This window comes from Thermophilibacter provencensis (assembly GCF_900128445.1).
Lineage (GTDB): Bacteria > Actinomycetota > Coriobacteriia > Coriobacteriales > Atopobiaceae > Thermophilibacter > Thermophilibacter provencensis.
Window position 1 is genome coordinate 1,857,581 of sequence record NZ_LT671417.1, and the last position, 24,125, is coordinate 1,881,705.

The 24,125-nt window shown below is 70.4% G+C and carries 21 protein-coding genes and 4 tRNA genes; 3 read left to right on the forward strand and 22 right to left on the reverse strand.

What is annotated here, in order from left to right; translation table 11 throughout:
* Position 1 precedes the first annotated feature (1 nt).
* The 4 genes from BQ7391_RS08305 to BQ7391_RS08320 all read right to left on the reverse strand — a co-directional run bounded on the left by BQ7391_RS08305 (position 2) and on the right by BQ7391_RS08320 (position 4,107).
* Positions 2–310 carry a hypothetical protein gene (locus BQ7391_RS08305; protein ID WP_075280177.1) on the reverse strand — a complete coding sequence of 103 codons (309 nt, stop codon included), beginning with the start codon at positions 308–310 and terminating at the stop codon, positions 2–4.
* Positions 303–2,291 (reverse strand): ABC-F family ATP-binding cassette domain-containing protein, encoded by a 1,989-nt coding sequence (locus tag BQ7391_RS08310; protein ID WP_075280178.1) that lies wholly within the window; start codon positions 2,289–2,291, stop codon positions 303–305. The genes BQ7391_RS08305 and BQ7391_RS08310 overlap by 8 nt, the downstream gene beginning before the upstream one ends.
* 63 nt (positions 2,292–2,354) lie before the next feature.
* Positions 2,355–2,738: a VOC family protein gene (locus BQ7391_RS08315; RefSeq protein ID WP_075280179.1), complete on the reverse strand. Its 384-nt coding sequence runs from the start codon at positions 2,736–2,738 to the stop codon at positions 2,355–2,357.
* 118 nt (positions 2,739–2,856) lie between these two features.
* Positions 2,857–4,107 carry a glycoside hydrolase family 3 protein gene (locus BQ7391_RS08320; protein ID WP_075280180.1) on the reverse strand — a complete coding sequence of 417 codons (1,251 nt, stop codon included), beginning with the start codon at positions 4,105–4,107 and terminating at the stop codon, positions 2,857–2,859.
* A 174-nt stretch (positions 4,108–4,281) separates the two neighbouring features.
* Between BQ7391_RS08320 and BQ7391_RS08325 the strand changes: the two genes are divergently transcribed.
* The gene (locus BQ7391_RS08325) at positions 4,282–6,105 is read left to right on the forward strand and encodes an acyltransferase family protein (RefSeq protein WP_075280181.1); all 1,824 of its coding nucleotides are present in this window, start codon (positions 4,282–4,284) and stop codon (positions 6,103–6,105) included.
* A gap of 278 nt (positions 6,106–6,383) precedes the next feature.
* Here BQ7391_RS08325 and BQ7391_RS08330 read toward each other — a convergent pair whose 3' ends face one another.
* From BQ7391_RS08330 to BQ7391_RS08345, 4 genes are all read right to left on the reverse strand, one after another.
* Entirely contained in the window at positions 6,384–7,469 is a 1,086-nt protein-coding gene (locus tag BQ7391_RS08330; RefSeq protein ID WP_075278793.1) for an IS110 family RNA-guided transposase, read from the reverse strand.
* Between the two features lie 352 nt (positions 7,470–7,821).
* Positions 7,822–7,897 (reverse strand) — tRNA-Ala (locus tag BQ7391_RS08335).
* Positions 7,898–7,899: 2 nt separating this feature from the next.
* Positions 7,900–7,974: transfer RNA gene (locus tag BQ7391_RS08340), tRNA-Val, on the reverse strand.
* Between the two features lie 115 nt (positions 7,975–8,089).
* Positions 8,090–8,776 (reverse strand): biosynthetic peptidoglycan transglycosylase, encoded by a 687-nt coding sequence (locus tag BQ7391_RS08345; protein WP_075280182.1) that lies wholly within the window; start codon positions 8,774–8,776, stop codon positions 8,090–8,092.
* Between the two features lie 205 nt (positions 8,777–8,981).
* Between BQ7391_RS08345 and BQ7391_RS08350 the strand changes: the two genes are divergently transcribed.
* Both BQ7391_RS08350 and BQ7391_RS08355 read left to right on the forward strand, forming a co-directional pair.
* A tRNA-Ala gene (locus BQ7391_RS08350) sits at positions 8,982–9,057 on the forward strand.
* A 44-nt stretch (positions 9,058–9,101) separates the two neighbouring features.
* A tRNA-Ile gene (locus BQ7391_RS08355) sits at positions 9,102–9,177 on the forward strand.
* 99 nt (positions 9,178–9,276) lie between these two features.
* Here BQ7391_RS08355 and BQ7391_RS08360 read toward each other — a convergent pair.
* From BQ7391_RS08360 to BQ7391_RS08425, 14 genes are all read right to left on the reverse strand, one after another.
* Positions 9,277–10,302, reverse strand: coding sequence for an alpha-hydroxy-acid oxidizing protein (locus BQ7391_RS08360; RefSeq protein ID WP_075280183.1), 1,026 nt, complete (start codon positions 10,300–10,302; stop codon positions 9,277–9,279).
* Positions 10,303–10,362: 60 nt separating this feature from the next.
* Positions 10,363–12,078: a proline--tRNA ligase gene (locus BQ7391_RS08365; protein ID WP_408033464.1), complete on the reverse strand. Its 1,716-nt coding sequence runs from the start codon at positions 12,076–12,078 to the stop codon at positions 10,363–10,365.
* 168 nt (positions 12,079–12,246) lie between these two features.
* Positions 12,247–13,323 carry a flavodoxin-dependent (E)-4-hydroxy-3-methylbut-2-enyl-diphosphate synthase gene (ispG, locus tag BQ7391_RS08370; protein ID WP_075280184.1) on the reverse strand — a complete coding sequence of 359 codons (1,077 nt, stop codon included), beginning with the start codon at positions 13,321–13,323 and terminating at the stop codon, positions 12,247–12,249.
* A 10-nt stretch (positions 13,324–13,333) separates the two neighbouring features.
* The gene (locus BQ7391_RS08375) at positions 13,334–14,710 is read right to left on the reverse strand and encodes a site-2 protease family protein (RefSeq protein ID WP_235858691.1); all 1,377 of its coding nucleotides are present in this window, start codon (positions 14,708–14,710) and stop codon (positions 13,334–13,336) included.
* A gap of 5 nt (positions 14,711–14,715) precedes the next feature.
* Complete coding sequence (gene dxr, locus BQ7391_RS08380) at positions 14,716–15,915, reverse strand: 1-deoxy-D-xylulose-5-phosphate reductoisomerase (protein WP_200799597.1); 1,200 nt, start codon at positions 15,913–15,915, stop codon at positions 14,716–14,718.
* On the reverse strand, positions 15,912–16,856 hold the full coding sequence (locus BQ7391_RS08385) for a phosphatidate cytidylyltransferase (protein ID WP_075280186.1): 945 nt from the start codon (positions 16,854–16,856) through the stop codon (positions 15,912–15,914). Before BQ7391_RS08385 ends, dxr begins: the two co-directional genes overlap by 4 nt.
* Positions 16,853–17,638 carry an undecaprenyl pyrophosphate synthase gene (locus tag BQ7391_RS08390; protein WP_075280187.1) on the reverse strand — a complete coding sequence of 262 codons (786 nt, stop codon included), beginning with the start codon at positions 17,636–17,638 and terminating at the stop codon, positions 16,853–16,855. Before BQ7391_RS08390 ends, BQ7391_RS08385 begins: the two co-directional genes overlap by 4 nt.
* Positions 17,639–18,184, reverse strand: a complete 546-nt coding sequence (gene frr, locus BQ7391_RS08395; protein WP_075280188.1) for a ribosome recycling factor — start codon at positions 18,182–18,184, stop codon at positions 17,639–17,641.
* Positions 18,185–18,186: 2 nt separating this feature from the next.
* Positions 18,187–18,909, reverse strand: coding sequence for a UMP kinase (pyrH, locus tag BQ7391_RS08400; RefSeq protein WP_075280189.1), 723 nt, complete (start codon positions 18,907–18,909; stop codon positions 18,187–18,189).
* A 171-nt stretch (positions 18,910–19,080) separates the two neighbouring features.
* Complete coding sequence (gene tsf / locus BQ7391_RS08405; RefSeq protein WP_075280190.1) at positions 19,081–19,956, reverse strand: translation elongation factor Ts; 876 nt, start codon at positions 19,954–19,956, stop codon at positions 19,081–19,083.
* A 30-nt stretch (positions 19,957–19,986) separates the two neighbouring features.
* Positions 19,987–20,748: a 30S ribosomal protein S2 gene (rpsB, locus tag BQ7391_RS08410; protein WP_129583940.1), complete on the reverse strand. Its 762-nt coding sequence runs from the start codon at positions 20,746–20,748 to the stop codon at positions 19,987–19,989.
* Between the two features lie 200 nt (positions 20,749–20,948).
* Positions 20,949–21,863 (reverse strand): site-specific tyrosine recombinase XerD, encoded by a 915-nt coding sequence (locus BQ7391_RS08415; protein WP_075280192.1) that lies wholly within the window; start codon positions 21,861–21,863, stop codon positions 20,949–20,951.
* A complete protein-coding gene (gene trmFO / locus BQ7391_RS08420; RefSeq protein ID WP_075280193.1) occupies positions 21,860–23,191 on the reverse strand; it encodes a methylenetetrahydrofolate--tRNA-(uracil(54)-C(5))-methyltransferase (FADH(2)-oxidizing) TrmFO in 1,332 nt (443 codons plus the stop codon). Before trmFO ends, BQ7391_RS08415 begins: the two co-directional genes overlap by 4 nt.
* Before the next feature lie 17 nt (positions 23,192–23,208).
* A complete protein-coding gene (locus BQ7391_RS08425) occupies positions 23,209–24,123 on the reverse strand; it encodes a DNA-processing protein DprA (protein ID WP_075280194.1) in 915 nt (304 codons plus the stop codon).
* Positions 24,124–24,125: the final 2 nt, after the last annotated feature.

The window sequence follows — 24,125 nt, forward strand, 5'->3', positions numbered from 1 at the left end:
GCTATCCCCTCTCGCGTCGGCGCATCGAGGCGGATGCGCGCCCCAGCGCCCAGGCGAGCGCGAGCAACATGATAGCAGCGAGCACGAAGTCGCCCCGCAGCGCGCCCCCGAGGGGCGTCTGAAACACGAAGAGTCCCGAAATGGGGCCGGGAAGGAGGCGGGAGGCGAGCCCGTTGAGCGGGAGCAGCGACGTGCGGGCCCCCGCCGGCAGGACGGCGTCGGCGACGGCGAGGGCGACGAGCACGGCGGCAAGCGCGCGGCATGCGGCGGCGCCGGCTCGCGGCAGGCGCGATGCGAGGGCGCTAGCCAAGCGAGGCCCCCTCCTCCTCGAGCCTCTCGGTGAGCTCGAGCCACTCCTGCTCGAGGGCCGGGACCTTCTTCGAGAGCGCGGCGTACTCGGACATGCACTCGTCGAAGCGCTTGGCGTCGTTGTAGAGCTCCTGGTCCGCCATGAGGGTCTCGAGCTCCGCGAGGCGCGCCTGCGCGGGCTCGAGCGCCGCCTCCACCTGCCTGAGGCGGTCGCGCTCCTTCTTGAGCGCGCGGTTCCGGCGGTTGCGCTCCTCGGCCTCGGCGCGGCGCTGCTCGCGGGTCTTGACGTTGCGTCCGGTGGCGGGCGCGGCCTCGGCCGCCGCCTTGGCGGCGACGGGCGCCGGGGTCGCCTCCCCCGCCGCGCGGGCCTCGAGCTCGGCACGCTTGAAGAGGAAGTAGTCGTAGTCGCCGTCGTACACGGTCACCCTGTGGTCGCGGACGTCGACGACCTTGTTTGCCACGGCGCGCACGAGGTGCTCGTCGTGGGAGATGAGCACGATCGTGCCCTTGAAGTCAACGAGCGCGCGCTCCAGCACGTCGACCGAGTCGATGTCGAGGTGGTTCGTGGGCTCGTCGAGCAGAAGCAGCGGGTCGGGCGCCACGAGCATCTTGGCGAGCGCCAGGCGCGCCCGCTCGCCGCCGGAGAGCACGCCCACGCGCTTCTCGACGTCGTCGCCGTGGAACAGGAACGCGCCGAGCAGGCGGCGCTCCTCGGAGGTGGTCCAGCCCGCTGCCACCGTGTCCATCTCGGCGAGGACGGTGTTGGCCTCGTTCAGCTGCTCGAGCTGGTGCTGGGCATAGTAGGCCTTCGTCACGTTCTTGCCCAGCTCGACCGTGCCCTCATCAGGCGCGAGCAGCCCGTTTATGAGCTTCATGAGCGTGGACTTGCCGGCTCCGTTGGGGCCGGTGAGCGCCACGTGGTCGCCGCGGTAGAGCTTGAGGTCCACGCCCGAGTAGACGTGGTTCTCGCCAAAGGACTTGGAGACGCCCTCGAGGCTCACGACCTCGTCCCCGGTACGCGGTGGCTCGGGGAACGAGAAGTGCACCTTCTTGGTACCCTCGGGCAAGATCACGAGCTCGCTCTTGATCTGCTCGATCTTCTTCATGCGCTCCTGGGCCTGAGCGGCCTTCGTGGGCTTGTAGCGGAACTTGTCCACGAAGACCTGCATGTGCGCGATCTCGCGCTCCTGGGCGGCGCGCTTGGCCCTCATCTGCTCGAGATTGTCCTCGCGCTGCCTGAGGTAGCCGGAGTAGTTGGCGGTGTAGGTCGTGATGCGGCGGTTCTCGACGGCTGCCACGTGGGAGACGCAGGCGTCCATGAAGGCGCGATCGTGGGAGACGAGAAGCACGGCGCCGTCGTAGCCCGCGAGGAACTGCTCGAGCCAGCGGACGCTCTCGAGGTCGAGGTGGTTGGTCGGCTCGTCGAGCAGCAGCAGGTCGGGGTGGCGCAGCAGCAGCTTGGAAAGCGAGATGCGCATCTGCCAGCCGCCGGAGAAGTCGCAGGCGGGCTTGTCGAAGTCCTCGACGGGAAAGCCGAGGCCGGCGAGGATCTGCCGGGCGCGCGCCTCGAGCTCGTAGCCGCCGAGGCGCTCGAAGCGGTCCTGGGCCGCGCCGTAGCGCTCGAGCAGGCGGTCGAGCTCGTCTCCGGGGGCGGTCTCGGAGATCTTGCGCTCGAGCTCGCGCACGCGGCGCTCCATCTCCTTCACCTCGTGGGCGGAGTCCACCACCTCGGAAAGCGCGCTCTTCTCGCCTGCGAGGTGGGTCTCCTGCTCGAGGTAGCCCACCGTGACGTCGCGGGCGAAGCTCACGGTGCCCTCGTCTGGGCTCTCCTCACCCATGATGATGCGCAGGAGGGTCGTCTTGCCCGAGCCGTTGGGCCCGACGAGCGCCCAGCGCTCCCCCGCGTTGAGCTGCAGCGTGGCCCCGGTGTAGAGGACCCTGCCGCCGAATGACTTGGTTATCTTGTCTGCGAGTGCGATCACGTGTGTCTTCCCTGGTTTCCCGTCCCGAAAGTCGAAAGTCGCCTAAAAGGGGCCTGGCCCCTTTTAGGCGATGGTGAGGTGGATCGCGAAGCCGGCGATCTCCTCCCTGAAGTAGATGAGGTAGGTGCGGCCGGAGCCGTCGGGGCAGAGCGTGCGCGAGGCCTCGTTGAACTCGACGCCGCGTGCCTCGTACCAGGCCTGGGCGGCCTCGATGTCGTCGACGTGCAGGCCGATGTGGCCCTTGCTCCCGCGTCCGCCGTTGTTCATGACCTCGACGAGGCTGCCGGCGAACGATGACACGGGGAAGGGCTCCTCGCCGCGCTCGATGCCGAGCAGGGCGCAGAGGGCGTCGGCGGTGGACGCCGCGTCCTCGGGCGTGGTGGTGTTGATGCCGACGTGGGCGAGCCTGAGCCCGAAGAGCTCAGACGGGTTCTCGGATGGGGCCATGTCACTCCCTTCGCGATGCAAACCCGTCCATTATAGACGTGAGGAGGGGGCGAAGGGGCCCTCACCGCGTCGAACGACGCCAGCCCCTCCGCCCCCTGTCGCGGGCGCCTCAGACGACCTAACCTGCGAGCTCGAGCTTCGTCCTCACGATGCGCGTCACCGACTCGTCGATGCGCTCCTCGGAGAGCTCCCCGGATGCCACGGCGTCAAGGATCCCCTGATAGGCCGCCTCGAGGTCCGCGGGCATGAGGACCATGTCGACGCCGGCGAGCAGCGCCTGGACGCCGATGCGGTCATAGCCGACCTCCTCGACGACGGCGCCCATGCTGAGCGAGTCGGTGATGACGATGCCGTCATAGCCGAGCTCGTCGCGCAGGATCCCCTGCACGATCGCGGGGTTGAGCGAGGCGGGGACGTAGTCGCCGGTGACGTTAGGGAGGGTGATGTGCCCGACCATCACGAACGGGACGCCCGCGTCCATGGCGGCCTCGAAGGGGACGAGCTCGCTCGCCCTGAGCTCCTCCACGGTCGTGTCTGCCGTGATGGTGCCGTCGTGCGAGTCCCCGACGGCGCCGCCGATGCCCGGGAAGTGCTTCGCGCTGCAGAGGATCCCCGTGGAGAGGAAGCCCTCCACCTGCGCCCTCACGCGCGGAGCGACGACCTCGGCGCTCGCCCCGAAGGAGCGGAGGCCGAGCGTGGATCCCTCGACGTCGGCGATGTCCGCGTCGGGCGCGAAGTCTACGTTGAACCCGAGGTCGGTGAGGTAGGACCCAATGGTCACGGCGACCTGGCGCGCCTCCTCGTCAGAGGCGACGTCGCGCATGTCCCCGATGCGCTCCACCCCGAAGGCCGGGTTCGAGCCGACGCGCAGGACCGTCCCGCCCTCCTCGTCGACGGCGAGGAAGCACGGCAGGCCCGTGACCTCCTCGTAGTAGGCCTGCGTGTTCGAGAGCATCTCGCGCGTCTGGTCAGGGTCGACGAGGTTCTGCGCGAAGTAGCAGATGCCCCCGACCGGGAGCTCCTCGAGCGCGGCCCGCGTGGCCTCGCCGGCGGCGACCTGGGTCCCGACGTGCGTGAGGTCCTCGGGTCGCACGACGAAGAGCTGCGCGACCTTCTCCTCGAGCGTCATCCCTGAGACGGCCTCGGAGACGCGCTCGTCGAGCGAAGGCCGGCCGCCCTCGGGCTCGATGCCCTCCCCCGACCCGGGGGCGGGCCGGTCGCTGACCTCCCCGACGGCAACGCCGGGCTCCGCCCTGTCGTCAGGGCCCGCCTGCATGAGCGAGGGCCACGCGGCCCAGGCGGCGACGCCAACGGCGGCGATGACGGCCAGCGCGACGAGCGCCGGCGCGAATGATCTTCTCCTGCCCATACCATCCTCTCGTTGGGTGCGAGCCTCAGGATAGCGCAACCCCACCCGCTCCCCGAGCCCCGGCGCGGGAGTCTTTGAGCATTCAACGTGTGGTGCAACGTCACGCAGGCGAGGAACTATAGAATGGCCCTTGAGACCTCACCCGACCATCGACCGCACGGAGGGCCGTCGCCCATGACTTCAGGCACCAGGAGGGTCGCCGCGCTCGACGGCCTTCGCGTCCTCGCCATAGCCGCCATCATCGTCTACCACGCCAACCCCTCGTGGCTTCCGGGGGGCTACCTCGGCGTGAGCGTGTTCTTCGTCCTCACGGGATATCTCACCACCCTCTCGATCGAGCGGGAGATCGCCCGCGAGGGCTCCTTCGACTACCCGAGGTTCCTGCTGCGCCGCGTCGGCCGCCTCCTGCCCTCCATGCTCGTCGTCGTCGGCGCAGCCGCCGTGCTCTGCGCGCTGTTCTCGCCGCCGCTCGTCCCAAAGGTCGGCTCCGACGCCGTTCCCGCGCTCCTCTTCTTCGAGAACCTCTTCTACATCGTGCGCGAGGTCCCCTACTTTGCGGCGGCCGGCCTCCCCTCGCCGCTCACGCACCTCTGGTTCGTCGGCGTCACCATGCAGTTCTATCTTGTGTGGCCGCTCGTTCTGCTCCTGCTCTCGCGCGCCGTGCGCCACAGGAGGACCGCGTGCGCCATCGTGGCCGTCCTCGCGCTCGCCTCGTTCGTTGAGATGGCCGCCCTCTACGACCCGCTCGCGGACACCGCGCGGGTGTACTACGGGCCGGACACGCGCGCCGGGGAGCTGCTCGTGGGCGCCCTCGCGGCGCTTCTCACCCGCGGGCGCGGCTGGTCCCTTCGGATCCCCTCCCGCACCGGCGGCTCGCGCGAGCTGCCGGGCTGGGCGTACGACCTCGCAGGGGTCGGCTGCGTGGCGGCGGTCGCCGCCATGATGGCGCTGCTGAACGGCTACTCGGACGTTGTCTACCGCGGCGGCATCGCGCTCGTCTCCGTCCTCTCCGCGGCCCTCGTCGGGATCCTCAGCCGACCCGCGGGCCTGCTCGCCCGCCTGGTCGGGCTCCGTCCGCTCTCCGCCGCCGGGGCGCGAGGCTTTGCGCTCTACCTCTGGCACTACCCGCTCCTCCTCGTCATGAACCCCGCCACGCGCACGACCGAGCTCCCATGGTGGGGGTGGGCGCTCGAGCTCGCCGTCATCGTCCTCGCCGCGGAGGCGTCGTATCGTGTGCTCGAGCGGGGCGTGGGGGCGCCCGTCGCCCTCGGGCAGTCGCGCATTGCCCTCGGCGCCGAGATGGTCGCCCTTGTCGCGGTCCTGGCCGTCACGCTCTTCCCCGTCCCGGCGGGCCAGCCTGCGGGCCAGTCGGACCAGCGGCAGGACGCGCAGTCCCAGGAGGCCGCGTTCGACCCCGAGTCCGAGGGCTACGACGTCGCGGGGACCTATCTCGCGGGCACCGCCTTTGCGTCGGCCCTTGACACGATCAACCGGATGAGCTTCGACGTTGACGTCGAGACGGGCGCCACGGATGCGGGCGTGCTCCTCATCGGCGACTCCGTCGCCCTCGGCACCGAGTCCGAGTTTGCCCGCGTCTTCCCCAACGGCTGGATGGACGCCGAGATCGGGCGTCAGCTCCCCGTCGGGCTGGAGGCGTACAACCGCAGCGTCTCCGAGGGCCACGGGGCCGACGTCGTCATCTTCGCGCTCGGAAACAACGGTGTCGCGCGGGAGGACCAGGTCCGCGCCCTCCTCGACGCCGCCGGCCCCGACCGGCGCGTCTATCTCGTGACGACGCGCGTCCCCCTGCCCCTCCAGGACATCAACAACCAGCTCTTCTGGGACATCGCCGCCCAGTATGACAACGTCGAGGTGATCGACTGGTACGGCGAGAGCGCCGGCCACGACGAGTACTTCTGGGACGACGGGACCCACCTGAGGCCCGAGGGGGCAACGGCCTACGTCATGATGCTGCGCCGCGCCGTCACGGGCCGCTGATATGTAGATCAACCTGTCAAGAGGCAAGACCGTCCCGGCCCGCGGAGGTGCGGGTTGGGACGGTTTCGCTATGCTCCGATCCGGGGCGGCGGCGCGGCGGAGAGCCGGAAGGCTTCAGCGATCTCCAGTCTGACATCCGCGCGTCGTGGCGCATTCCGATCTGTCCGGCGCGGGGCACCCGCTTTCTAGGATCGCGCGTCGCCAGGGGCTGCGCATAGCGGCATCGCGGTTCTCCCCATCGCCCGCCCGGCGCCTGCGCCCCGGGGGTCGGCGGTTTGTCAGCCCTCGCAGTTGGCGAGGGCCCAGACGAAGCCGGCGAGCTCGCGCGCGACGGCGACGTTGGCCTTCGCGGGGCGCACGCCCCTCCTCCTCAGCCGCTCCGCCTTCGAGTGGAGCCTCCGGTTGGCCTCCGCCGCGACGCGAGCGGCCTCCGGGCCTATCCCCCGGCGCGCGGCGACCTCGGTCGGCAGCAGGGGGCTCCATCTGCGCGCGTGGTGCCAGGCGGCCTCGACGAGCAGCGTCCGGACGTGGGCGTTGCCCGTCCGCGTGATCGGCCCCCGCGCGACCGAGCCGCCCGACGAGCCCTCCGAGGGCACGAGGCCGAGGTAGGACATGAACGAGGGGGCCGTCGGGAAGCGCGAGAAGTCGCCGATCTCGGCGGCCACGGAGAAGGCGGTGACGGTGGAGATGCCGCGCACGGCCGAGAGCCGGGAGACGACGGGGCGCCACTCGTCGGTCGCGGCGAGCGCGGCGATGGCGGCGTCGAGCCGGTCGCGCCGCTGCTCGCAGGCGACGACCTGCTGCAGGTACTCCGAGAGCACGAGCCCCTCGGTCGAAAGCGGCAGCTCGATGGAGCGCAGCCAGTCGCGGTGGGCTGCGGTCCAGGCGCTCTTCCCCGGGTAGACGAGCCCCTTCCTCAGCAGCATCTTGGAGAGCCTGTGGCGTGCCGCCATGAGGTCGTCCCGGGCGTCGGCGCGGGCTCGGGCGAGGTCGCGGGCGGCCTCCTGCCCGGGCGTCGGGCACCACACCTCGACGACGTTGCCGACCGCGAGCATGCGCGCCAGGAACACGGCGTCGCGCCTGTCAGTCTTCACGCGGTCCCCGGCCGGCCGGAGCATCTTGCTCACCGCGCCCACCACGCACGGCAGACCGAGGGCGTCGAGGGAGCGCTTGAGGTCGAAGCCGGTGGGGCCGGACTCGTAGACGGCCCGCGCGGGCTGCGGCAGGGCCGCCGCCCACGCGGCGACGGCGGCCGCGTCGTAGCCGAACGAGCTCTCCTCGACCTCCCCGGTCTCCGGGACGAAGGCCGCCGCGGCGATCGAGCGGGCGTGTACGTCGAGGCCGACGCTGGTACGATAGATCATGGCTGGGACCTCCTATGACTTGTGGCGGGCCTGTCTCACGACTCGAGCCTAACCCACGTCGCCGCTGGCGCGGCCCTTGGTTCATAGAGAGAGGTCCCAGTCGCTCTCTACATATCTTCTAGGGCCGATCCCCTCGGCCCGCGTGCTCGAACTGACGGGCGCGCGGGCGAGCCCCTCGGGCAAGTGACCGGTTTCGAACGTATGGGGACGAAAAACCGGTCCCATACGTTCGAAACCGGTCACTTGAGGCTTATAGGCAAAACGGCCACATAGCCCGGACCTCACAAGCGCGCGTCAACCAAGCCGGGTTCATGAAAAAAGGCGGCGACCGAAGTCGCCGCCGTCATTCACATGGTGGAGATAAGGGGGTTCGAACCCCTGACCTCGTGACTGCCAGTCACGCGCTCTCCCAACTGAGCTATATCCCCGATGGTGGGCGATGCTGGATTCGAACCAGCGACCCCTTCCGTGTGAAGGAAGTGCTCTACCCCTGAGCCAATCGCCCGCGCTTTTGCGCAAGGGGTATATTACCAAAACTTCGGCCTCGCCACACGAGATTTTTTCGTAGGGCGGAAAGAATGTGAGAGAGTGAAGGAGATGCCAGCTCAGGACGCCCGTCCTCAGGGACACTCGACCCCGCCCCCCGCCATGCCGTACCTCTCCATCTGGGCGAGGACGAGGTCGCGCCGGGCCCGGGCGCGCGCCGGGTCGGCGGAGAGGGCCTCGGGGTCGTTGGGCAGGCCGGCCATGAGGGCGCACTCGCAGACGCTCATCTCGCCGGGCTCCTTCCCAAGAAGGCCCCGGGCGGCAGGGCCGATTCCCGTGAGCCCCCGCCCGAAGTAGGAGGTGTTCACGTAGAGCTCGAGTATCTCGCCCTTGCTGTAGCGCGCCTCGAGCTCGAATGCCATGAACGCCTCGGCGACCTTTCTCGAAAAGTCCTTGTCCTGCGAGAAGAACAGGTTCTTGGCGAGCTGCTGGGTGATCGTGGAGCCGCCCTGCTCGAGCGATAGCGTGGTGAGGTCGTGCCAGGCGGCGCGGCAGACCGAGATGAGGTCGACTCCGGGATGGTCGTAGAAGCGGTGGTCCTCGACGGCCACGACCGCGCTGAGGTAGGCCTCGGGAAGCTCGCTCGCGCTCACGTAGCCGTCCGAGCGGCGCACCCCGTCGACGGCCCGCTCCACGGGGGTCTCATCGAGCGCGGCGCGATACATCCCGTAGCCCCTGACAGTCACGACGGCGGCTGCGACGAGCGCTATGGCGACAAGGACCGCCAGCAGGCGGCCCAGGAGGCGCAGGAACGCCCTCATGGCCCTCTCCCTTCCCACTTCCCCAATTGTGACGCACCGCTGGCCGAGAAGCCATCGTCCAGGCATACGAAAGAGTGAGGTTTTCGAAAGGTTGGCCGACCTCGCGGGCGAGCGGTCGTCCCGTGCGCCAGCGCCTCCCCCTACTCTTCTAAAATTCTTGCTTGACCGACGCGGCGAGTCTGGTATAGTTTCTTTCGCACCAAGCGGGGATATAGCTCAGTTGGGAGAGCGCGTGACTGGCAGTCACGAGGTCAGGGGTTCGAACCCCCTTATCTCCACCACGTGAATGACGGCGGCGGCCTCGGGCGCCGCCTTTTTCATACGAGGGCTCATGGCGCAACGGTTAGCGCAGGGGACTCATAATCCCTGGGTTGCAGGTTCGAATCCTGCTGGGCCCACCATGATTTGTCGACGCGAACCGGCCAAGGGCCGGTTCGCGTCTTTTCTGTGGCGCGAGGAAGACACGCCGCGGCGACGGCAGGCGTCGCGAGAGGGGCACGCTACCCCCAGAGCAGCTCGCGCGTCACGTCGCCCACCGTTGCCGCGCCGCACATCTCCATGGCGTCCTGAAGCCCGGAGCGGAGCTCGCGGATGAACGCGCGCACGCCGTCCTCTCCCCCGCCGAAGGCGGCCACGACGAAGGGCCTGCACACGAGGCAGGCACGCGCGCCGAGGGCGAGCGCGCGAAGGACGTCGAGCCCGCTGCGGACGCCGCCGTCGACGAGCACCTCGACGCGGTCCCCCACGGCGTCGACGATCCCGGGGAGGACCGCCGCGGTGGCCGGGGTCCCGTCGAGCACGCGGCCACCGTGGTTGGAGACCACGATGGCGTCGACGCGCGCATCCGCGGCCCGCTCGGCCGCGCGGGCCGTCATGACGCCCTTGAGCACGAAGGGGACGCCCGCGTCGTGACATCTCGCGGCGACCTCCGCGATCTGCGCGGCCGACTTCGCGCCGGCGGGAGGCACCTGGCCGCGCAGGAACGGCAGGCCCGCCGCATCGATGTCCATGGCCACCGCCGCGGGGCGCGCCGCGAGGGCCTGGTCGAGCTTCTCGCCGAGCGTTGCCTCGTCCCAGGGCTTGACCGTGGGGACGCCGGCCCCTCCCAGCTCGCCCACGAGACCGCAGGCCTCTTCCATGATCGCCGCGTCCAGCCCGTCGCCCGTCCAGGCGAGCGTCCCCTCCCCGGCGGCGGCGGTGAGGACGCAGCGGTTGTACGAGACCGTGTCGTAGCCGTCCCCGTAGTGGCGCTGGACGTCGCCGACGGGGCCCACCATCACCGGCAGCGAGAGCTCGCGCCCCAGCACCGTCGCGCGTGTGTCGGCCGAGAAGGGGCCGTGCAGGGTGTCCATGTTGACGCACAGGTCCTGCCAGGCGCGCCAGTTTCTCTCGGCGACGCGGCCCGTGCCCTTGTCGCCGGGCCCGGGCATCACGCCCGCGCAGGCGCGGCCGTCGCAGACGGGGCACGCCCTGCAGAAGGGTCCGATGTTTCCACGCGCCGAGGCGGCGAGGTCGGCATAGCTCACGGGGGCTCCTCTCGATAGAAGGGTGCCCCGGCGAGAAGGGCCGGGGCACGTAGGGTCAGGCTAGGCGCGGGCGGGGACGACGCGCTCGGCGAGCCAGGAGACGACCTCGTCCATCGGCACGTCGAGGCGCTCGCCGGTCTCACGGACCTTGACCTCGGCCATGCCGTTCGCGACGCCGCGCTTGCCCAGGATCACCTGGTACGGGATGCCGATGAGGTCGGCGTCGGCGAACTTGACGCCCGGGCGCTCCTTGCGGTCGTCGAGAAGGACCTCGAGGTCTGCGGCGGAGAGCTCGCCCACGAGCCGCTCCGCGACCGGCGCGACCACGTCGTCGTTCACGGCCAGCGGCACGACCTCGACCTCGTAGGGCGCCACGCAGACGGGCCAGGAGATGCCGTGCTCGTCGTTGTGCTGCTCCACGACGGCGGCCAGCGTGCGGGAGACACCGATGCCGTAGCAGCCCATGAGGAACGGGCGCTCCACGCCGTCCTCGTCCGCGAAGGTGGCGCCCATGGACTCGGAGTACTTGGTGCCGAGCTGGAAGACCTGGGAGATCTCGATGCCGCGCGCGCTCTTGAGGGGCGCGCCGCAGTGCGGGCAGGGGTCGCCCTCGCGCACGCTCACGAGGTCCGCCCACTCGTCGACCGTGAAGTCGCGGCCGGGGCGGGCGCCCGTGAAGTGGTAGTCGACCTCGTTGGCGCCGCAGGTCCAGCTGCCGCTCTCGCGCAGGGACTCGTCGCAGACCAGGCGCACGCCCTCGGGCAGGCCGACGGGCCCGATGAAGCCCTTGTGCAGGCCGACGAGCTCGAGCTCCTCGTCCGTCATGAGGTGGTAGGCGCCGAAGAGCTTGCCCGCCTTGATCTCGTTGAGCTCGTGGTCGCCGGGGACGATTGCCACGACGTTCGTCCCGTCCTCGGCAACGAGCGCGAGCGACTTGCGCGTGCCGTTCTCCGGGAAGCCGAAGAAGTCCGCGACCGCCTCGATCGAGCCGAGGCCCGGGGTGTGGACCTTCGTGAGGGTTCCGTCGCCGGGGCCCTCGGCCACGGGGACCCTGGTGGCGGCGGCCTCCACGTCCGCGGCGAAGCCGCAGTCGCACCAGACGAGCTCGGCCTCGCCGGAGTCGGCGAGAGCCATGAACTCGACGGAGGTGTCGCCGCCGATCTGGCCGGAGTCGGCCACGACGGGCAGGGCATAGATGCCGCAGCGCTCGGCGATGCGCGCGTAGGCGGCCTTCTCCTGCTCGTAGCACTCCTGGAGCGACTCCTGCGTGGCGGAGAAGCTGTAGGCGTCCTTCATGATGAACTCGCGGCCGCGCATGAGGCCGAAGCGCGGGCGCATCTCGTCGCGAAACTTGTCCTGGATCTGGTAGAGCGTGCAGGGCAGCTGCTTGTAGGAGCGCAGCTCGTTCTTGACGAGGTCGGTGAAGGTCTCCTCGTGCGTGGGGCCGAGCGCGAACTCGCGGCCGTGCCGGTCGGCGATGCGCATGAGCTCGGGCCCGTAGGCGTCCCAGCGGCCCGACTCGTGCCAGAGCTCGGCGGGCGTGAGGACCGGCGCCATCATCTCCTGGGCCCCGATGCCCTCCATCTCGTCGCGGATGACGGCCTCGATCTTGCGGATCGAGCGCCATGCCAGAGGCAGGTAGCTGTAGAGGCCAGCGGCGGTCTTGCGGATCATGCCGGCGCGCAGCAGGAGCCGGTGGCTCGCGAGCTCGGCCTCGGCGGGGTCCTCCTTGAGCGTGGGCGCATAGAGCTGGGACATCTTCTGATAACGCTTCACGTGCGCATCCCTTCTGGTGGAATCGGTGCAACGCCCCTGATTCTACGACATACGGGCGACAAGAGCACCCGAAGCCGGCGCGCATCCGTCGCCGCGGGGGGCGCGGACGCGACGGCGTGCGGGAAGACATCGCCGTCTGGCGCCGGCGCCGGCGCGAGGTCAGACGGGCTAGGCGAACCGGCGCTCGATCTCGGCGAAGAGCTCGTCGACGGCGTCGGCCTCGTCGACGGTGCGGATCTTCTCGCCAGACGCGAAGAGGACGGCCTTGCCGCGGCCGCCCGCCAGGCCGATGTCGGCGCCCCTGGCCTCGCCGGGCCCGTTCACCACGCAGCCCATGACCGCCACGGTGATGGGGGCTCGCACGCCGGCGAGGCGCCGCTCGACCTCCGCGGCGACGCCCATGAGGTCCCACTGGCAGCGCCCGCACGTGGGGCAGCTCACGAGCTCGGGGCGCAGGCGGCGGAGCCCCACGGCGGAGAGCAGGTCCCAGGCCACCATGACCTCCTCCACGGGGTCTGCCGTGAGCGAGAGGCGCATGGTGTCACCGATGCCCTCCATGAGGAGCGCCCCTATCGCGGCGGCGTTCTTGACGGTGCCCTGGCGGGCCGTGCCGGCCTCGGTGACGCCCACGTGGAGCGGCACGTCGGGGAGCTCGCGCGAGAGCGCACGGTTGACCTCGACGGTCGTGGGGACGCCGTGCGCCTTGGCGGACAGGACGATGTCGGCGAAGCCGCGTTCGCGGAAGTGCTCGACGAACGAGGTCGCCGAACCCACGAGCTTCTCGACGTGCGTGAGGTCCTCCCGCTCGGCGAAGGCCGGGTCGAGCGACCCCGCGTTCACGCCGATCCGGATGGGGACGCCGGCCGCGCCCGCCTCGTCGATGACGGCGTCGACGCGCGCCCAGCTGCCGATGTTGCCGGGGTTCACGCGCAGGGCCGCCGCCCCGCGCCGGCACGCCTCGATGGCGAGGGTGTGGTCGAAGTGGATGTCGGCGACGACGGGAAGCGGCGAGGCGGCGCAGACCTCGGAGAGGCCGTCGAGGGCCGCGGCGGAGGGCACCGCCACGCGGACGATCTCGCACCCGGCGTCGGCGAGCCGCTCGATCTGGGCGAGCGTGGCGGCCGCGTCCGCGGTGTCTGTCGTGCACATGGACTGGACGGACACGGGGGCGCCGCCGCCCACCTGCACGCCGCCCACATGGACGGGGCGCGTGAGGTCGCGCGCCGGACGGTTCTTCTCGCTCATGCTGCCGCACCTACCCAATCACAAAGCGGGCGATGTCGTTTCTCAGGACGACGACGAAGACGAAGACGATAAACGCGAGCCCGAGGTAGCTGAGGGCGCTCTGGGCGCGCAGGGAGAGCGGTCGGCGGATGACGAGCTGGATGAGCTCGATGAGGATCTTTCCGCCGTCGAAGGGCGGGATGGGCAGGAGGTTCATGAAGCCCAGCGACATGGAGACCGCCGCGGCGACGAGCGCGAGCTCGTAGGTTCCCGAGGAGGCGGCCTCGGAGGTCATGACCGCGATGCCGACGACCGAGGAGGACTGGTCGAGCACCTCCATCGTGTGCTGGGGCTGGATGAGCTGCGCGACGTAGCTCGCGACCTGGCCCGTGTAGGCGAGCGTGGCCTGGGCAGCCTCGGGCAGGCTCGGGTGATAGGTCGCCACGCTCGCCGTGACGCCCAGAAGCTCGCACGCCTGGCCGTCCGGCAGGTCCACGAGGGTCGTCGACTCCGCTCCGTCGCGGACGTAGGCGAGCTCGAAGTCCTCGCCGGCGTCGAGGTAGGGGCGCATGGCGGAGGAGAGCTCCTCCCAGGTGCCGACGGGCGCCCCTGCCACGGCGGTGACCTCGTCTCCCGCCTCGAGGCCGGCTGCCTCGGCGTAGGAGCCGGCCTCGACCGACCCGATGACCGACGTGCCCGGGTAGTAGTCGACGCCGCGCGCCATGAGCGCGCAGGTCACGATCACGAAGGCGAGCACGACGTTCACGAGCGGGCCCGCGACGAGCATCGCGCAGCGCCTGAGGAACCCGACGCCCTGGTAGGTGTGGGAGCGCTCGAGTGCGAGGAGGTCGTCGGGGGCGAGCCCGGTCGGGTGGGGGCTGCCCGCGGCGGTCGACCCGGGGAGCGTGAAGTCGTGCCCGCGGTCGTACTCGGTCAGGTGGTTCGCGTCTCGCGCGAGCGTCTCGAAGGAGGCGGGGTAGTCGCGCTGGCCCGGGGTCTCGCCGAGTTCGGGGTCGTAGTAGGGGCGGATCGACGCCCAGTCTGTGAGCGTGGCGAGAAGCTCGTAGGCCCTGCCCTCGTCTACGTCGAGCTCGCGGGCGACGTCCGCTGCGCGCACGCGGCCCCGCTCCATGACGATCTGGAGCGCGGGGGCGAGCAGGTCGTCGTCGGACCCCTCCATGCCGCAGATGCGCGTGTAGCCGCCGAGAAGGAGCGGCGTGACGCCGAACTCGGTGCCCACCGAGCGGCTCTTGCGCGAGAGCCTCCAGCGGCACGGCAGGCCGAGGAAGAACTCCGTCGCCCTCACGCGCAGCGCGCGGGCGACGAGGTAGTGGCCCCCCTCGTGGACGAAGACGAGAAGCGACAGGACGAGCACGCCCCAGAAGACGGCTGAGGCTACGGAAAGCACGGCACTCAAAGGGCGACCTCCGAGAGAACGGCGAGGGCCAGCGCGCGGGCGCGCGCGTCGACCTCCTCGAGCTGACCTAGCGACTCTACCCGCTCGGGGTCGGTCGCGTCCATGACGGCGGAGACCGTCCTCTCGATGTCGAGGAACGAGCACAAACCTTGGCGGAACCTTTCGTTCGCCACCTCGTTGGCCGCGTTCAGGGCGCACGGGAGGGTTCCCCCGGCCCGGCCCGCGGCGCGGGCGAGGGCAAGGCAGCCGAACGCGGCCTCGTCGGCCTCGCCGAAGGAGAGCGGGTCCGCCGCGCACCAGTCGATGCGCTCTACGGAGGCCTCCCAGCGCTCGGGGTAGCTGAGCGCGTACTGGATCGGGGCGCGCATGTCGGACCCGCCGAGCTGGGCCTTCACGACGCCGTCGACGAACTCGACCATGGAGTGGATCTTGCTCTCGCGGTGGACGAGCACGCGGACGGCGTCGATGGGCTGCTGGAAGAGATGGTGCGCCTCGATGACCTCGAGGCCCTTGTTCATGAGGGTCGCCGAGTCGATCGTGATCTTCTCGCCCATCGTCCAGGTGGGGTGCGCGAGCGCGTCGGCCGCCGTGACGGAGGAGAGCTCCTCGCGCGACCGTCCGTAGAACGGGCCGCCCGAGCAGGTGAGCCAGATGCGGGAGACGTCCTCGGGGCGCTCCCCCACCAGGCACTGGAATATGGCGCTGTGCTCGGAGTCGACGGGCAGCAGGCGCCCCGGCCGGGCGAGCGGCATCATGAGGTCGCCGCCGCAGACGATTGACTCCTTGTTGGCGTAGGCGAGCGCCTTGCCCTCCACGAGGGCGGCGAAGCCCGCGTGGATGCCAGCGAAGCCGACGAGCGCGTTCACGACCATGTCGACGTCGGGCAGGGTCGCGAGCTCGGTCACCGCGTCCGCGCCGAAGGCGGCCTCGCAGCCGGCCGGGAGCTCGGCGAGGGCGGGGTCGGAGGAGCGCGCGGGGTCGGCGATGGCGACGCGCGCGCAGCCGAACTCGCGGGCGGCGGCCACGGCGGCGCGCACCGAGGTGTTGACGGAGACGGCGACGACGCGCAGCCTGTCGGCGTGGCGGCGGCAGACGTCGAGCGTCTGGGTCCCGATGGAGCCGGAGCAGCCGAGGACCGCGACCCTCAGGGGCCGCGGCCGCACCGCGCGGGGCGCGGTGTCCTCGAAGATGGTCACAGGATGCCTCCAAAGAGCAGAAGGAAGAACGCGGCCATGCTTCCGAAGAGCATGGAGTCGGAGCGGTCGAGCAGGCCGCCGTGCCCGGGCAGCACGTTGCCGGAGTCCTTGACCCCCACGCCGCGCTTGAGGCGCGACTCGAAGAGGTCCCCGATGACGCCGGCGACCCCCACGACGAGCCCGCACAGGACGGCCATGGCGATGCTCATGTCGCCGACGACGAAGACGGCCAGCACGACCCAGACGATGACGGAGCCGACGATGCCGCCGAAGAAGCCCTCGACGCTCTTGCTCGGCGAGATGCGCGGCGCGAGCTTGTGGCGGCCGAGCGCGGACCCGACAAAGTAGGCGAAGGCGTCGTTGGCCCAGATGGAGAGCATGACGGCGAGCGTGACGAGGGCGCCCGTCAGGCCGGCGTCGAACCTGCGGATCAGGACCACGCTCGAGAAGGCGAGCGACGTGTAGAGGGGGCCGAAGGCCGTTACGGCGACGTCGGCGACGCTCGCCCGCGGCGTGAACACGTACCAGCACGCGCAGGCCATCAGCATGACGAAGATAACGAGCGCGCAGGCGAGAAGCCCCGAGACGAGGGCTGCCGGCGGGAACAGTACGGCCGCCGCGAGGCCGATGACCTCGTTGGGCATCCTGCCCCCCATGCGACAGATGCGGAAGAACTCCGAGCAGCACAGCCATGCCTGGGCGATGACGAGCGCCGTGGTGGTGACGGGCCCGCAGAACAGGCACGCGAGGGTGACGACGGCATAGATCGCCCCCGAGGTCGAGCGCGTGAGGAGGCGCTCGGCCGAGTTGCGCGCCTTCTGCCCCGTGAGGTCGCCGGCGGCGCGGCGCTCCTCCTTCGAGGCGCGGCGGCCCTCGAGAAACGCTATCTGTCGGTCGAGCCCGGACTCGCGCCCATCGTCGGTGCGGCGGCTCTCGCTCATGGCGTCACGACCCCGCCGAAGCGCCGCGAGCGCGACTGGTACGAGGCGACGGCCCGCAGGAAGTCCCATCGGGAGAAGTCCGGCCAGAGGGTCGGCGTGACGTAGAACTCCGTGTATGCGAGCTGCCAGAGCAGGTAGTTGGAGAGCCTGAGCTCGCCGGAGGTCCTGATGAGGAGGTCGGGGTCGGGGAGCCCGGACGTGTAGAGCCGGCTCGCGACCGCACCCTCGTCGACGTCGTCGGGGTCGAGGGCGCCGGCGGCGGCATCCCGAGCGATCTGTCGGGCGGCGCGCGCGATCTCGGCGCGGGACCCGTAGTTGACCGCGAGGGCGAAGGTCATGCCGGTATGGTCGGCCGTCTCGTCGAGGCCGCGCTGGAACACCAGGCGGGTCTTCTCCGGCAGCGCCTCGAGGTCGCCGAGGAACCTGAGCCTGACGTTCTCCTGATGGAAGAGCGGGAGCTCGTTCACGAGCGTCGTGGCGAAGAGGTGCATGAGGAGGTCGACCTCGCGCTGGGGGCGCCTCCAGTTCTCCGTGGAGAAGGCGTAGACCGAGAGCGCGTCCAGGCCGAGCCTCACGCTCGTGGTCACCGCCTCGCGCAGCGCGTCGACGCCCGCCACGTGTCCCCGCGAGCGGTCGAGCCCGCGGGCCTGCGCCCAGCGGCCGTTGCCGTCCATGATGATCGAGACGTGGCTCGGGATGCGCTCGAGGTCGACGTCGGCGAGGCAGATGTCGGCGGGGGCGTCGGCGTAGTACTCCCTGAGCTTGGCTTCGTCGCGCAGCATCTAGATTTCCATGACCTCGGCGGTCTTGGCCTTCAGCAGCTCGTCGACCTTGGCGACGTAGGAGTCCGTGAGCTTCTGGACGGCCTTCTTCTCGCGGGACTGCTGGTCCTCGGGAAGCTCCTCGTCGCGCTCGATCTTGCCGTTGACGTCCCTGCGGACGTTGCGGATCGCGACGCGGCTCTCCTCGGCGAGCTGGCTGCACTCCTTGGCGAGCTCGCGGCGGCGCTCCTCGGTCGGGCGCGGGAAGGGCAGGCGGATGCAGACGCCGTCGTTGGACGGGGTGATGCCAAGGTCGGAGCCCTCGATGGCCTTCTCGATGGATCGAAGCGCGCTCTTGTCCCACGGCTCGACGACGAGCATGGAGGCCTCGGGCACCTTCACGGCGGCGAGCTGGGTGATCGGGGTGGGCTGTCCGTAATAGTCGACCATGATGGGCGCCAGGATCTGCGCGTTGGCACGCCCGGTGCGGACGCGGGCGAAGTTGGCCTTGAGGGTGTCGAGGCACTTGCCCATGTTCTTCTCGGCGCGGTCGGTGTACTGGCTCATGACTAGTCCTCCTCGACGACGGTCGTTCCAACGCTCTCCCCGCTTACGGCGCTCATGAAGACGCCCGGGGAGTTGATGTCGAACACCATGATGGGCATGTGGTTGTCGTGGCACAGCGCGGTGGCCGTGGCATCCATGACCTTGAGGTCGCGGTTGAGGACCTCGCGGTAGGTGACGGTGTCGTAGCGGCGCGCGTCAGGGTTGGTGCGCGGGTCGTCATCGTAGATGCCGTCCACGTTGGTGGCCTTCATGAGGACCTCGGCCCCCACCTCGCAGGCGCGCAGCGCGGCGGCGGTGTCGGTCGTGAAGTAGGGGTTGCCGGTCCCCGCCGCGTAGATGGTGATGCGCCCCTTCTCGAGGTGGCGGATCGCGCGGCGCCTGATGTAGGGCTCGGCGATCTGGCGCATCTCGATGGCGCTCATGACGCGGCAGTCCATGCCGTTGCGCTCGAAGCAGTCCTGGAGGGCGAGGGAGTTGATGACAGTGGCGAGCATGCCCATGTTGTCGCCCTGGGCGCGGTCCATGCCCGCGGCGGCCCCGGTGAGGCCGCGGAAGATGTTGCCCCCGCCCACGACGATGGCGACCTGCACGCCGGCCTCCCAGACGGGCTTGATCTCCTCGGCGAGGCGCTGCGGGACCGCGGCGTCGATGCCGAAGGACTGCTCCCCCATCAGGGCCTCGCCGGAAAGCTTGAGCAGGACGCGGTGATACTTGATGTCTGACAAGCCAACCTCCACTCAATCGTGCCGCGCGAGGGCGCGACGCCTTGTTCGAGACGAGATTCTACCAGAGACGCGCGGGGCGGTTCCGCAGGCTCGGCGGAGCGACCCCGTATGCACACGAACGGGGCCGGCGAGAAGATCTCGCCGGCCCCGGATGACGTACGAGGGGAAGCGCTACTCGGCGTCGCCGAAGGTGTAGCGAATGAAGCTCATGACCTCGACCTCGTCGCCGAGGGACTTGCCCACGTTCTTGGCGAGCTGGCCGATGGTGACCGAGCCGTCCTTGACGAACTCCTGCTCGGTGAGGACGCTCTCCTTGAAGTACTTCTCGAGGCGGCCCTGGGCCATCTTCTCCTGGATGGCCTCCGGCTTGCCGGACTCGGCGGCCTGGGCCTTGTAGATGGAGAGCTCGTGCTCGATCACGTCGGCGGGCACGTCGTCGCGACGGGCGGCGACGGGCGCGGCCGCGGCGACCTGCATGGCGACGTCGTGCGCGAAGGTCTTGAACTCGTCGGCCTCGGCGGTCTCGGGCTTGCCGAGCTTGAAGGTCACGATGTCGGCGAGCTTGCCGCCGAGGTGGACGTAGCTGCCGAGGGCGCCGTCAGCGGCGGTGACGCGCTGGAAGCGGGCGATCTTCATGTTCTCGCCGATGACGTGGATCATCTCGGTGAGCTCGGCCTCGACGGTGGACTCGCCCATCGCGCAGGCCTTGAGGGCCTCGACGTCGGCCGGGTCGTTCTCGGCGACGACCTTGGCGAGCTCGAGGGCAAAGCCGCAGAACTTGGGGTTGGTGCCCACGAAGTCGGTCTCGCAGGTGAGCTCGAGGATGGCACCCAGCTTCTGGTCCTCGGAGACGTAGGTGGCGATGGTGCCCTCGTTGGTGTCGCGGCCGGCGCGCTTGACGGCCTTGGCGATGCCCATGGTGCGGAGGATGTCAACGGCCTTGTCGATGTCGCCATCGGCCTCGACGAGGGCCTTCTTGCACTCCATCATCGGGGAGTCGGTCATCTCGCGGAGCTGCTTGACGAGGGCGGCGGTAACCTGTGCCATGGTGTTTCTCCTCTTCGTTCGTGAAGGTCGTTACTCAGCGGCGGGAGCCTCGGCGGCAGGGGCCTCCTCGGCGGCAGGGGCGGCCATCTCCTCGGCCGTGATCTGCTCCTTGCCGGAGCCGGCGAGGACGGCGTCGGCGGCGAGCTCGCACATGAGGGAGACGGAGCGGATGGCATCGTCGTTGGCGGGGATGCCATAGTCGACGACGTCGGGGTCGGAGTTGGTGTCGAGCAGGCTCACGACGGGGATGTGGAGGCGGTTGGCCTCGCGGATCGCGATCTCCTCGCGCTTGGAGTCAACGACGAAGATGGCCTGCGGAAGGGCGAGCATGGTGCGGGCGCCACCGAGGTTGGACTGGAGCTTGCCGAGCTCCTTGGTCAGCACGGCCTGCTCCTTCTTGGGCAGAAGGCTCATGCGGCCGTCCTCGACCATGGCCTCGAGCTCCTCCATGCGCTGGATGCGGGAGCGGATGGTCACGAAGTTGGTGAGCATGCCGCCGAGCCAGCGCTGGTTGATGTAGGGCATGCCGCAGCGCTCGGCCTGCGCGGCGATGGGCTCCTGGGCCTGCTTCTTGGTGCCCACGAACAGCACGGTGCCGCCCTTGGAGGCAGTCTCCTTGAGGAAGGTGTAGGCCTTGTCGGCGCCGAGCATGGTCTGCTTGAGGTCGAGGATGTAGATGCCGTTGCGCTCGCCGAAGATGTAGGACTTCATCTTGGGGTTCCAGCGGCGGGTCTGGTGGCCGTAGTGGCAGCCGGCGTCGAGCAGGGTCTGGATAGTGATCTTAGCCATGATAACCTCCTGTGGTTGGTCCTCCGCGCGAGGTCATCCCCGAGTCGCCACCCGGGACCTGGCTTGAGCCCCGGGCACCACGGCGGGCGGGTAGTCGCGCGTGCGTGATGGTACCGCGCCGAGCGCGGCATGTCGTGCGGATGCACAACGGACAGAAAGTATAGCGTCACCCGCCCGCTTTGTCGAGCGTGCAAAAGGGACAGTCACTTTTGCACGGCTCGAGGGTGGGCGCCGCGCGCGGCGTCGCGCAGGCGCTCCACGGACAGGTGGGTGTAGACCTGAGTCGTGGAGAGGCTCTCGTGGCCCAGAAGCTCCTGGACGCTCCTGAGGTCCGCGCCCCCCGAGAGGAGCTCTGTAGCGAAGGTGTGGCGCATCGCGTGCGGGGAGAGCGCGGGGTCGAGCCCGGCGAGCGCCACGTGGCGCCCGAAGCTGTCGCGCATGGCCCCCGCCGACATGGGGTTCCCCCGGGAGGAGAGGAAGAGGGCGTCGGTCGGCCGTCTCGAGCGGGCGGCGAACTCCGGGCGCCCGCCTCGCTCCCAGCGCCCTATCCAGCGCACAGCCTCGTCGTAGAGAGGAACGATGCGCTCCTTCGAGCCCTTGCCGAACAGGCGGGCCTGACGTCCCGCAAGGTCGACGTCGGCCACGGAGAGCCCGGCGGCCTCCGAGACGCGGCAGCCGGTCGCATAGAGCGTCTCGAGCAGCGCGCGGTCGCGCAGGCCCTCGGTCGTCCCCACGTCGCAGGTGGCGAGAAGGGCGCGGACGTCCGCGTCGGACATCGTGCGGGGAAGGGGCCGGCCGGCCTTGGGGCTCGCGAGCGCCGCCGCTGCCGACGCGTCGCAGACGCCCTCGCGCGCGAGCCAGCGGTAGAAGCCGCGCAGCGACGAGAGGCGCCGGTTGACCGTCCGCGGCGAGTAGCGGGCGCGGGAGAGCTCGGCGAGGTACCCCCTCAGCTCGCGGTGCGTCACGCGCAGCGGGTCGATTCCCGCGCGGCGCGCCCACGATACGAAGGAGGCAAGGTCGCACCCGTACGAGCGCACCGTGTTAGGTGAGAGGTTGCGAAAGCGACCGAGATGGTCGCAGAAGCGCGCGACGAGGCCCTCGAGGTCGGGCTCGCTCACGCCCCCTCGCCCCCGAAGAGGTCCTGGCGCGACCGCACGTAGGCCGCGAGGTCGGAGCGCGCCCGCTCGGCGAGCGCCGCGCGGCGCTCTGCCTTCCTCCTCGGCGCGTCCTCGAGCGGCGGGAAGAGGCCGAAGTTCACGTGCATGGGCTGGTAGTCGAGCGTGGAGGGGCTCGTCGCGTACCTGACGAGCGAGCCGAGGGCGGAGGTGGCAGGGATGGACGCCGGGGACGCGCCCGAGAGCTCGGCATAGGTGTTGAGCGCGGCGAGCAGGCCCGAGGCGATCGCCTCGACGTACCCCTCGGTCCCGGTTATCTGCCCGGCGAGGCGACACCGCGTGCCGGGGATCGCGAAGGTGGCGTCGAGCGCGCGGGGCGCGTCGACGAAGGAGTTGCGGTGCATGACCCCGTAGCGCAGGAACTCGGCCGAGCCGAGGCCAGGGATCATCCGAAACACGCGCCGCTGCTCCGGCCACGTGAGGTTGGTCTGGAAGCCGACGAGGTTGTAGGCGGCCCGCGCCTCGTTCTCTGCCCTGAGCTGGACCGCCGCCCAGGGCCGCCGCCCCGTGCGCGGGTCGGTGAGGCCCACCGGCTTGAGCGCGCCGAACCGCAGCGAGTCGTGCCCGGTCCGGGCGACCTCCTCGACGGGCTGGCAGGCGCAGAAGAGGTCGGCCTGCTCGAAGTCGCGCGCGAGGACCCGCTCCGCGGAGAGCAGGGCCTCCATGAAGGCATCGTACTCGACGCGGTCGAGCGGGCAGTTGAGGTAGTCTCCCCCGCCCGACTCCCCGTAGCGGGACTGGGAGAAGACGACGTCGCGGTCGATGGAGTCGGCGTCGACGATGGGCGCCGCGGCGTCGAAGAAGCTCATGCGCTCGCCGCCGACCGCCTCCGCCACGGAGTCGAAGAGCGCGTCGGAGCACAGGGGGCCCGCCGCGATGACGGAGGGGCCCTCGGGGATGGACGTAACCTCCTCGCGGACGACCTCGACGAGCGGGTGGCCCTCCACGAGCCGCGTCACCTCCGACGAGAAGGCGTCCCGGTCGACGGCGAGCGCCCCTCCGGCGGGGACCGAGCACGAGCGGGCGACGCGAAGCAGCTCGCAGCCCATCTGATCAAGCTCCCACTTGAGAAGCCCCGCGGCGGTCTCCGGCTTGGTCGACTTGAGCGAGTTGGAGCACACCAGCTCGGCGAGGCGCGAGGTGCGGTGCGCCGGGGAGGGGCGGGAGGGACGCTGCTCGCAGAGCCTCACGCGCACGCCTCGGCGCGCGAGCTGCAGCGCGCACTCGCTCCCGGCGAGTCCCCCTCCGACGACCGTCACGACCTCCGACATGCCTGGCTCCCCTCAGCTCACCCGAAACGTTGCGAGACACCATTCTGCCCCATCAGGTAGGCTCGCGTGGGCGAGTATCTGCCGTCGGGGAGCCGCTCCACGATTCCTCTCGCCTCGAGGTCCGTCAGCGTCCGCAGCAGCGTCAGGACGTCCTCGCCGAGTCGAGCGGCAAGCTCGTCGGGCCTTGAGGGGGAGGCGAGCAGGGCGGTCGCTACCGGCCCTCCCGAGCGGTCTGGCGTCGGGCCCGCCATGGGCACGGCGTCGAAGTCGAGCGAGAGCGCGATCTCGAGCGACCGCTCGTCGGGGATGATCCTCGCGCCCTCGGCCGCCAGCCGGTTGGTGCCCGACGAGGCGGGCGAGAAGATCGAGCCGGGTATGGCATAGACCGCCCTGCCGAGCTCTACCGCCGCCTCGGCGGTCGACATCGTGCCCGAGCGCAGCCCCGCCTCCGTCACGACGAGCACCTGCGAGAGCGCGGCTATGACGGAGTTTCTCTTCGGGAACGCCCACCTCCTCGGGCCCGCTCCCCAGCGCTCGAGCGAGAGCACCGCCCCGCCCGAGGAGAGCGTCGCCTCGAAGACGTCCTGGGACGAGGTCGGGTAGACGACGTCCGCCCCGCAGCCCGACACGATGACGGAGCGGCCGCCCGCCGCGACCGCCGCGAGGCCGGCCGCGCGGTCGCATCCCATGGCCCCTCCCGAGACGACGGTGATCCCGTGGCGCGCCGCGACGCGGGCCGCCATCTCCGCCACGGCGAGCCCGTAGGGCGTCGCGCGGCGGGCCCCGACGACGGCGAGGCAAGGCCCGGAGAGCGCCCCGGGGTCGCCGAGGCCACGCAGCTCCTCGGGCGGTCGCTCGAGCTCGAGGAGCGAGCGCGGGTACGCCTCGTCCCCCAAGGAGATCTCCCAGCCCGTCCGCGCGCTTCCCCCCATGG

What these genes read in the sequence shown, in the direction of transcription:
- BQ7391_RS08315 (WP_075280179.1), bottom strand. Translation starts at nt 2,738, where the DNA reads ATGGCCCCATCCGAGAACCCGTCTGAGCTCTTCGGGCTCAGGCTCGCC.
- BQ7391_RS08320 (WP_075280180.1), bottom strand. Translation starts at nt 4,107, where the DNA reads ATGGGCAGGAGAAGATCATTCGCGCCGGCGCTCGTCGCGCTGGCCGTC.
- BQ7391_RS08325 (WP_075280181.1), top strand. Translation starts at nt 4,282, where the DNA reads ATGACTTCAGGCACCAGGAGGGTCGCCGCGCTCGACGGCCTTCGCGTC.
- BQ7391_RS08330 (WP_075278793.1), bottom strand. Translation starts at nt 7,469, where the DNA reads ATGATCTATCGTACCAGCGTCGGCCTCGACGTACACGCCCGCTCGATC.
- BQ7391_RS08345 (WP_075280182.1), bottom strand. Translation starts at nt 8,776, where the DNA reads ATGAGGGCGTTCCTGCGCCTCCTGGGCCGCCTGCTGGCGGTCCTTGTC.
- ispG (WP_075280184.1), bottom strand. Translation starts at nt 13,323, where the DNA reads ATGAGCGAGAAGAACCGTCCGGCGCGCGACCTCACGCGCCCCGTCCAT.
- BQ7391_RS08385 (WP_075280186.1), bottom strand. Translation starts at nt 16,856, where the DNA reads ATGAGCGAGAGCCGCCGCACCGACGATGGGCGCGAGTCCGGGCTCGAC.
- BQ7391_RS08390 (WP_075280187.1), bottom strand. Translation starts at nt 17,638, where the DNA reads ATGCTGCGCGACGAAGCCAAGCTCAGGGAGTACTACGCCGACGCCCCC.
- frr (WP_075280188.1), bottom strand. Translation starts at nt 18,184, where the DNA reads ATGAGCCAGTACACCGACCGCGCCGAGAAGAACATGGGCAAGTGCCTC.
- tsf (WP_075280190.1), bottom strand. Translation starts at nt 19,956, where the DNA reads ATGGCACAGGTTACCGCCGCCCTCGTCAAGCAGCTCCGCGAGATGACC.
- trmFO (WP_075280193.1), bottom strand. Translation starts at nt 23,191, where the DNA reads ATGTCGGAGGTCGTGACGGTCGTCGGAGGGGGACTCGCCGGGAGCGAG.
- BQ7391_RS08425 (WP_075280194.1), bottom strand. Translation starts at nt 24,123, where the DNA reads ATGGGGGGAAGCGCGCGGACGGGCTGGGAGATCTCCTTGGGGGACGAG.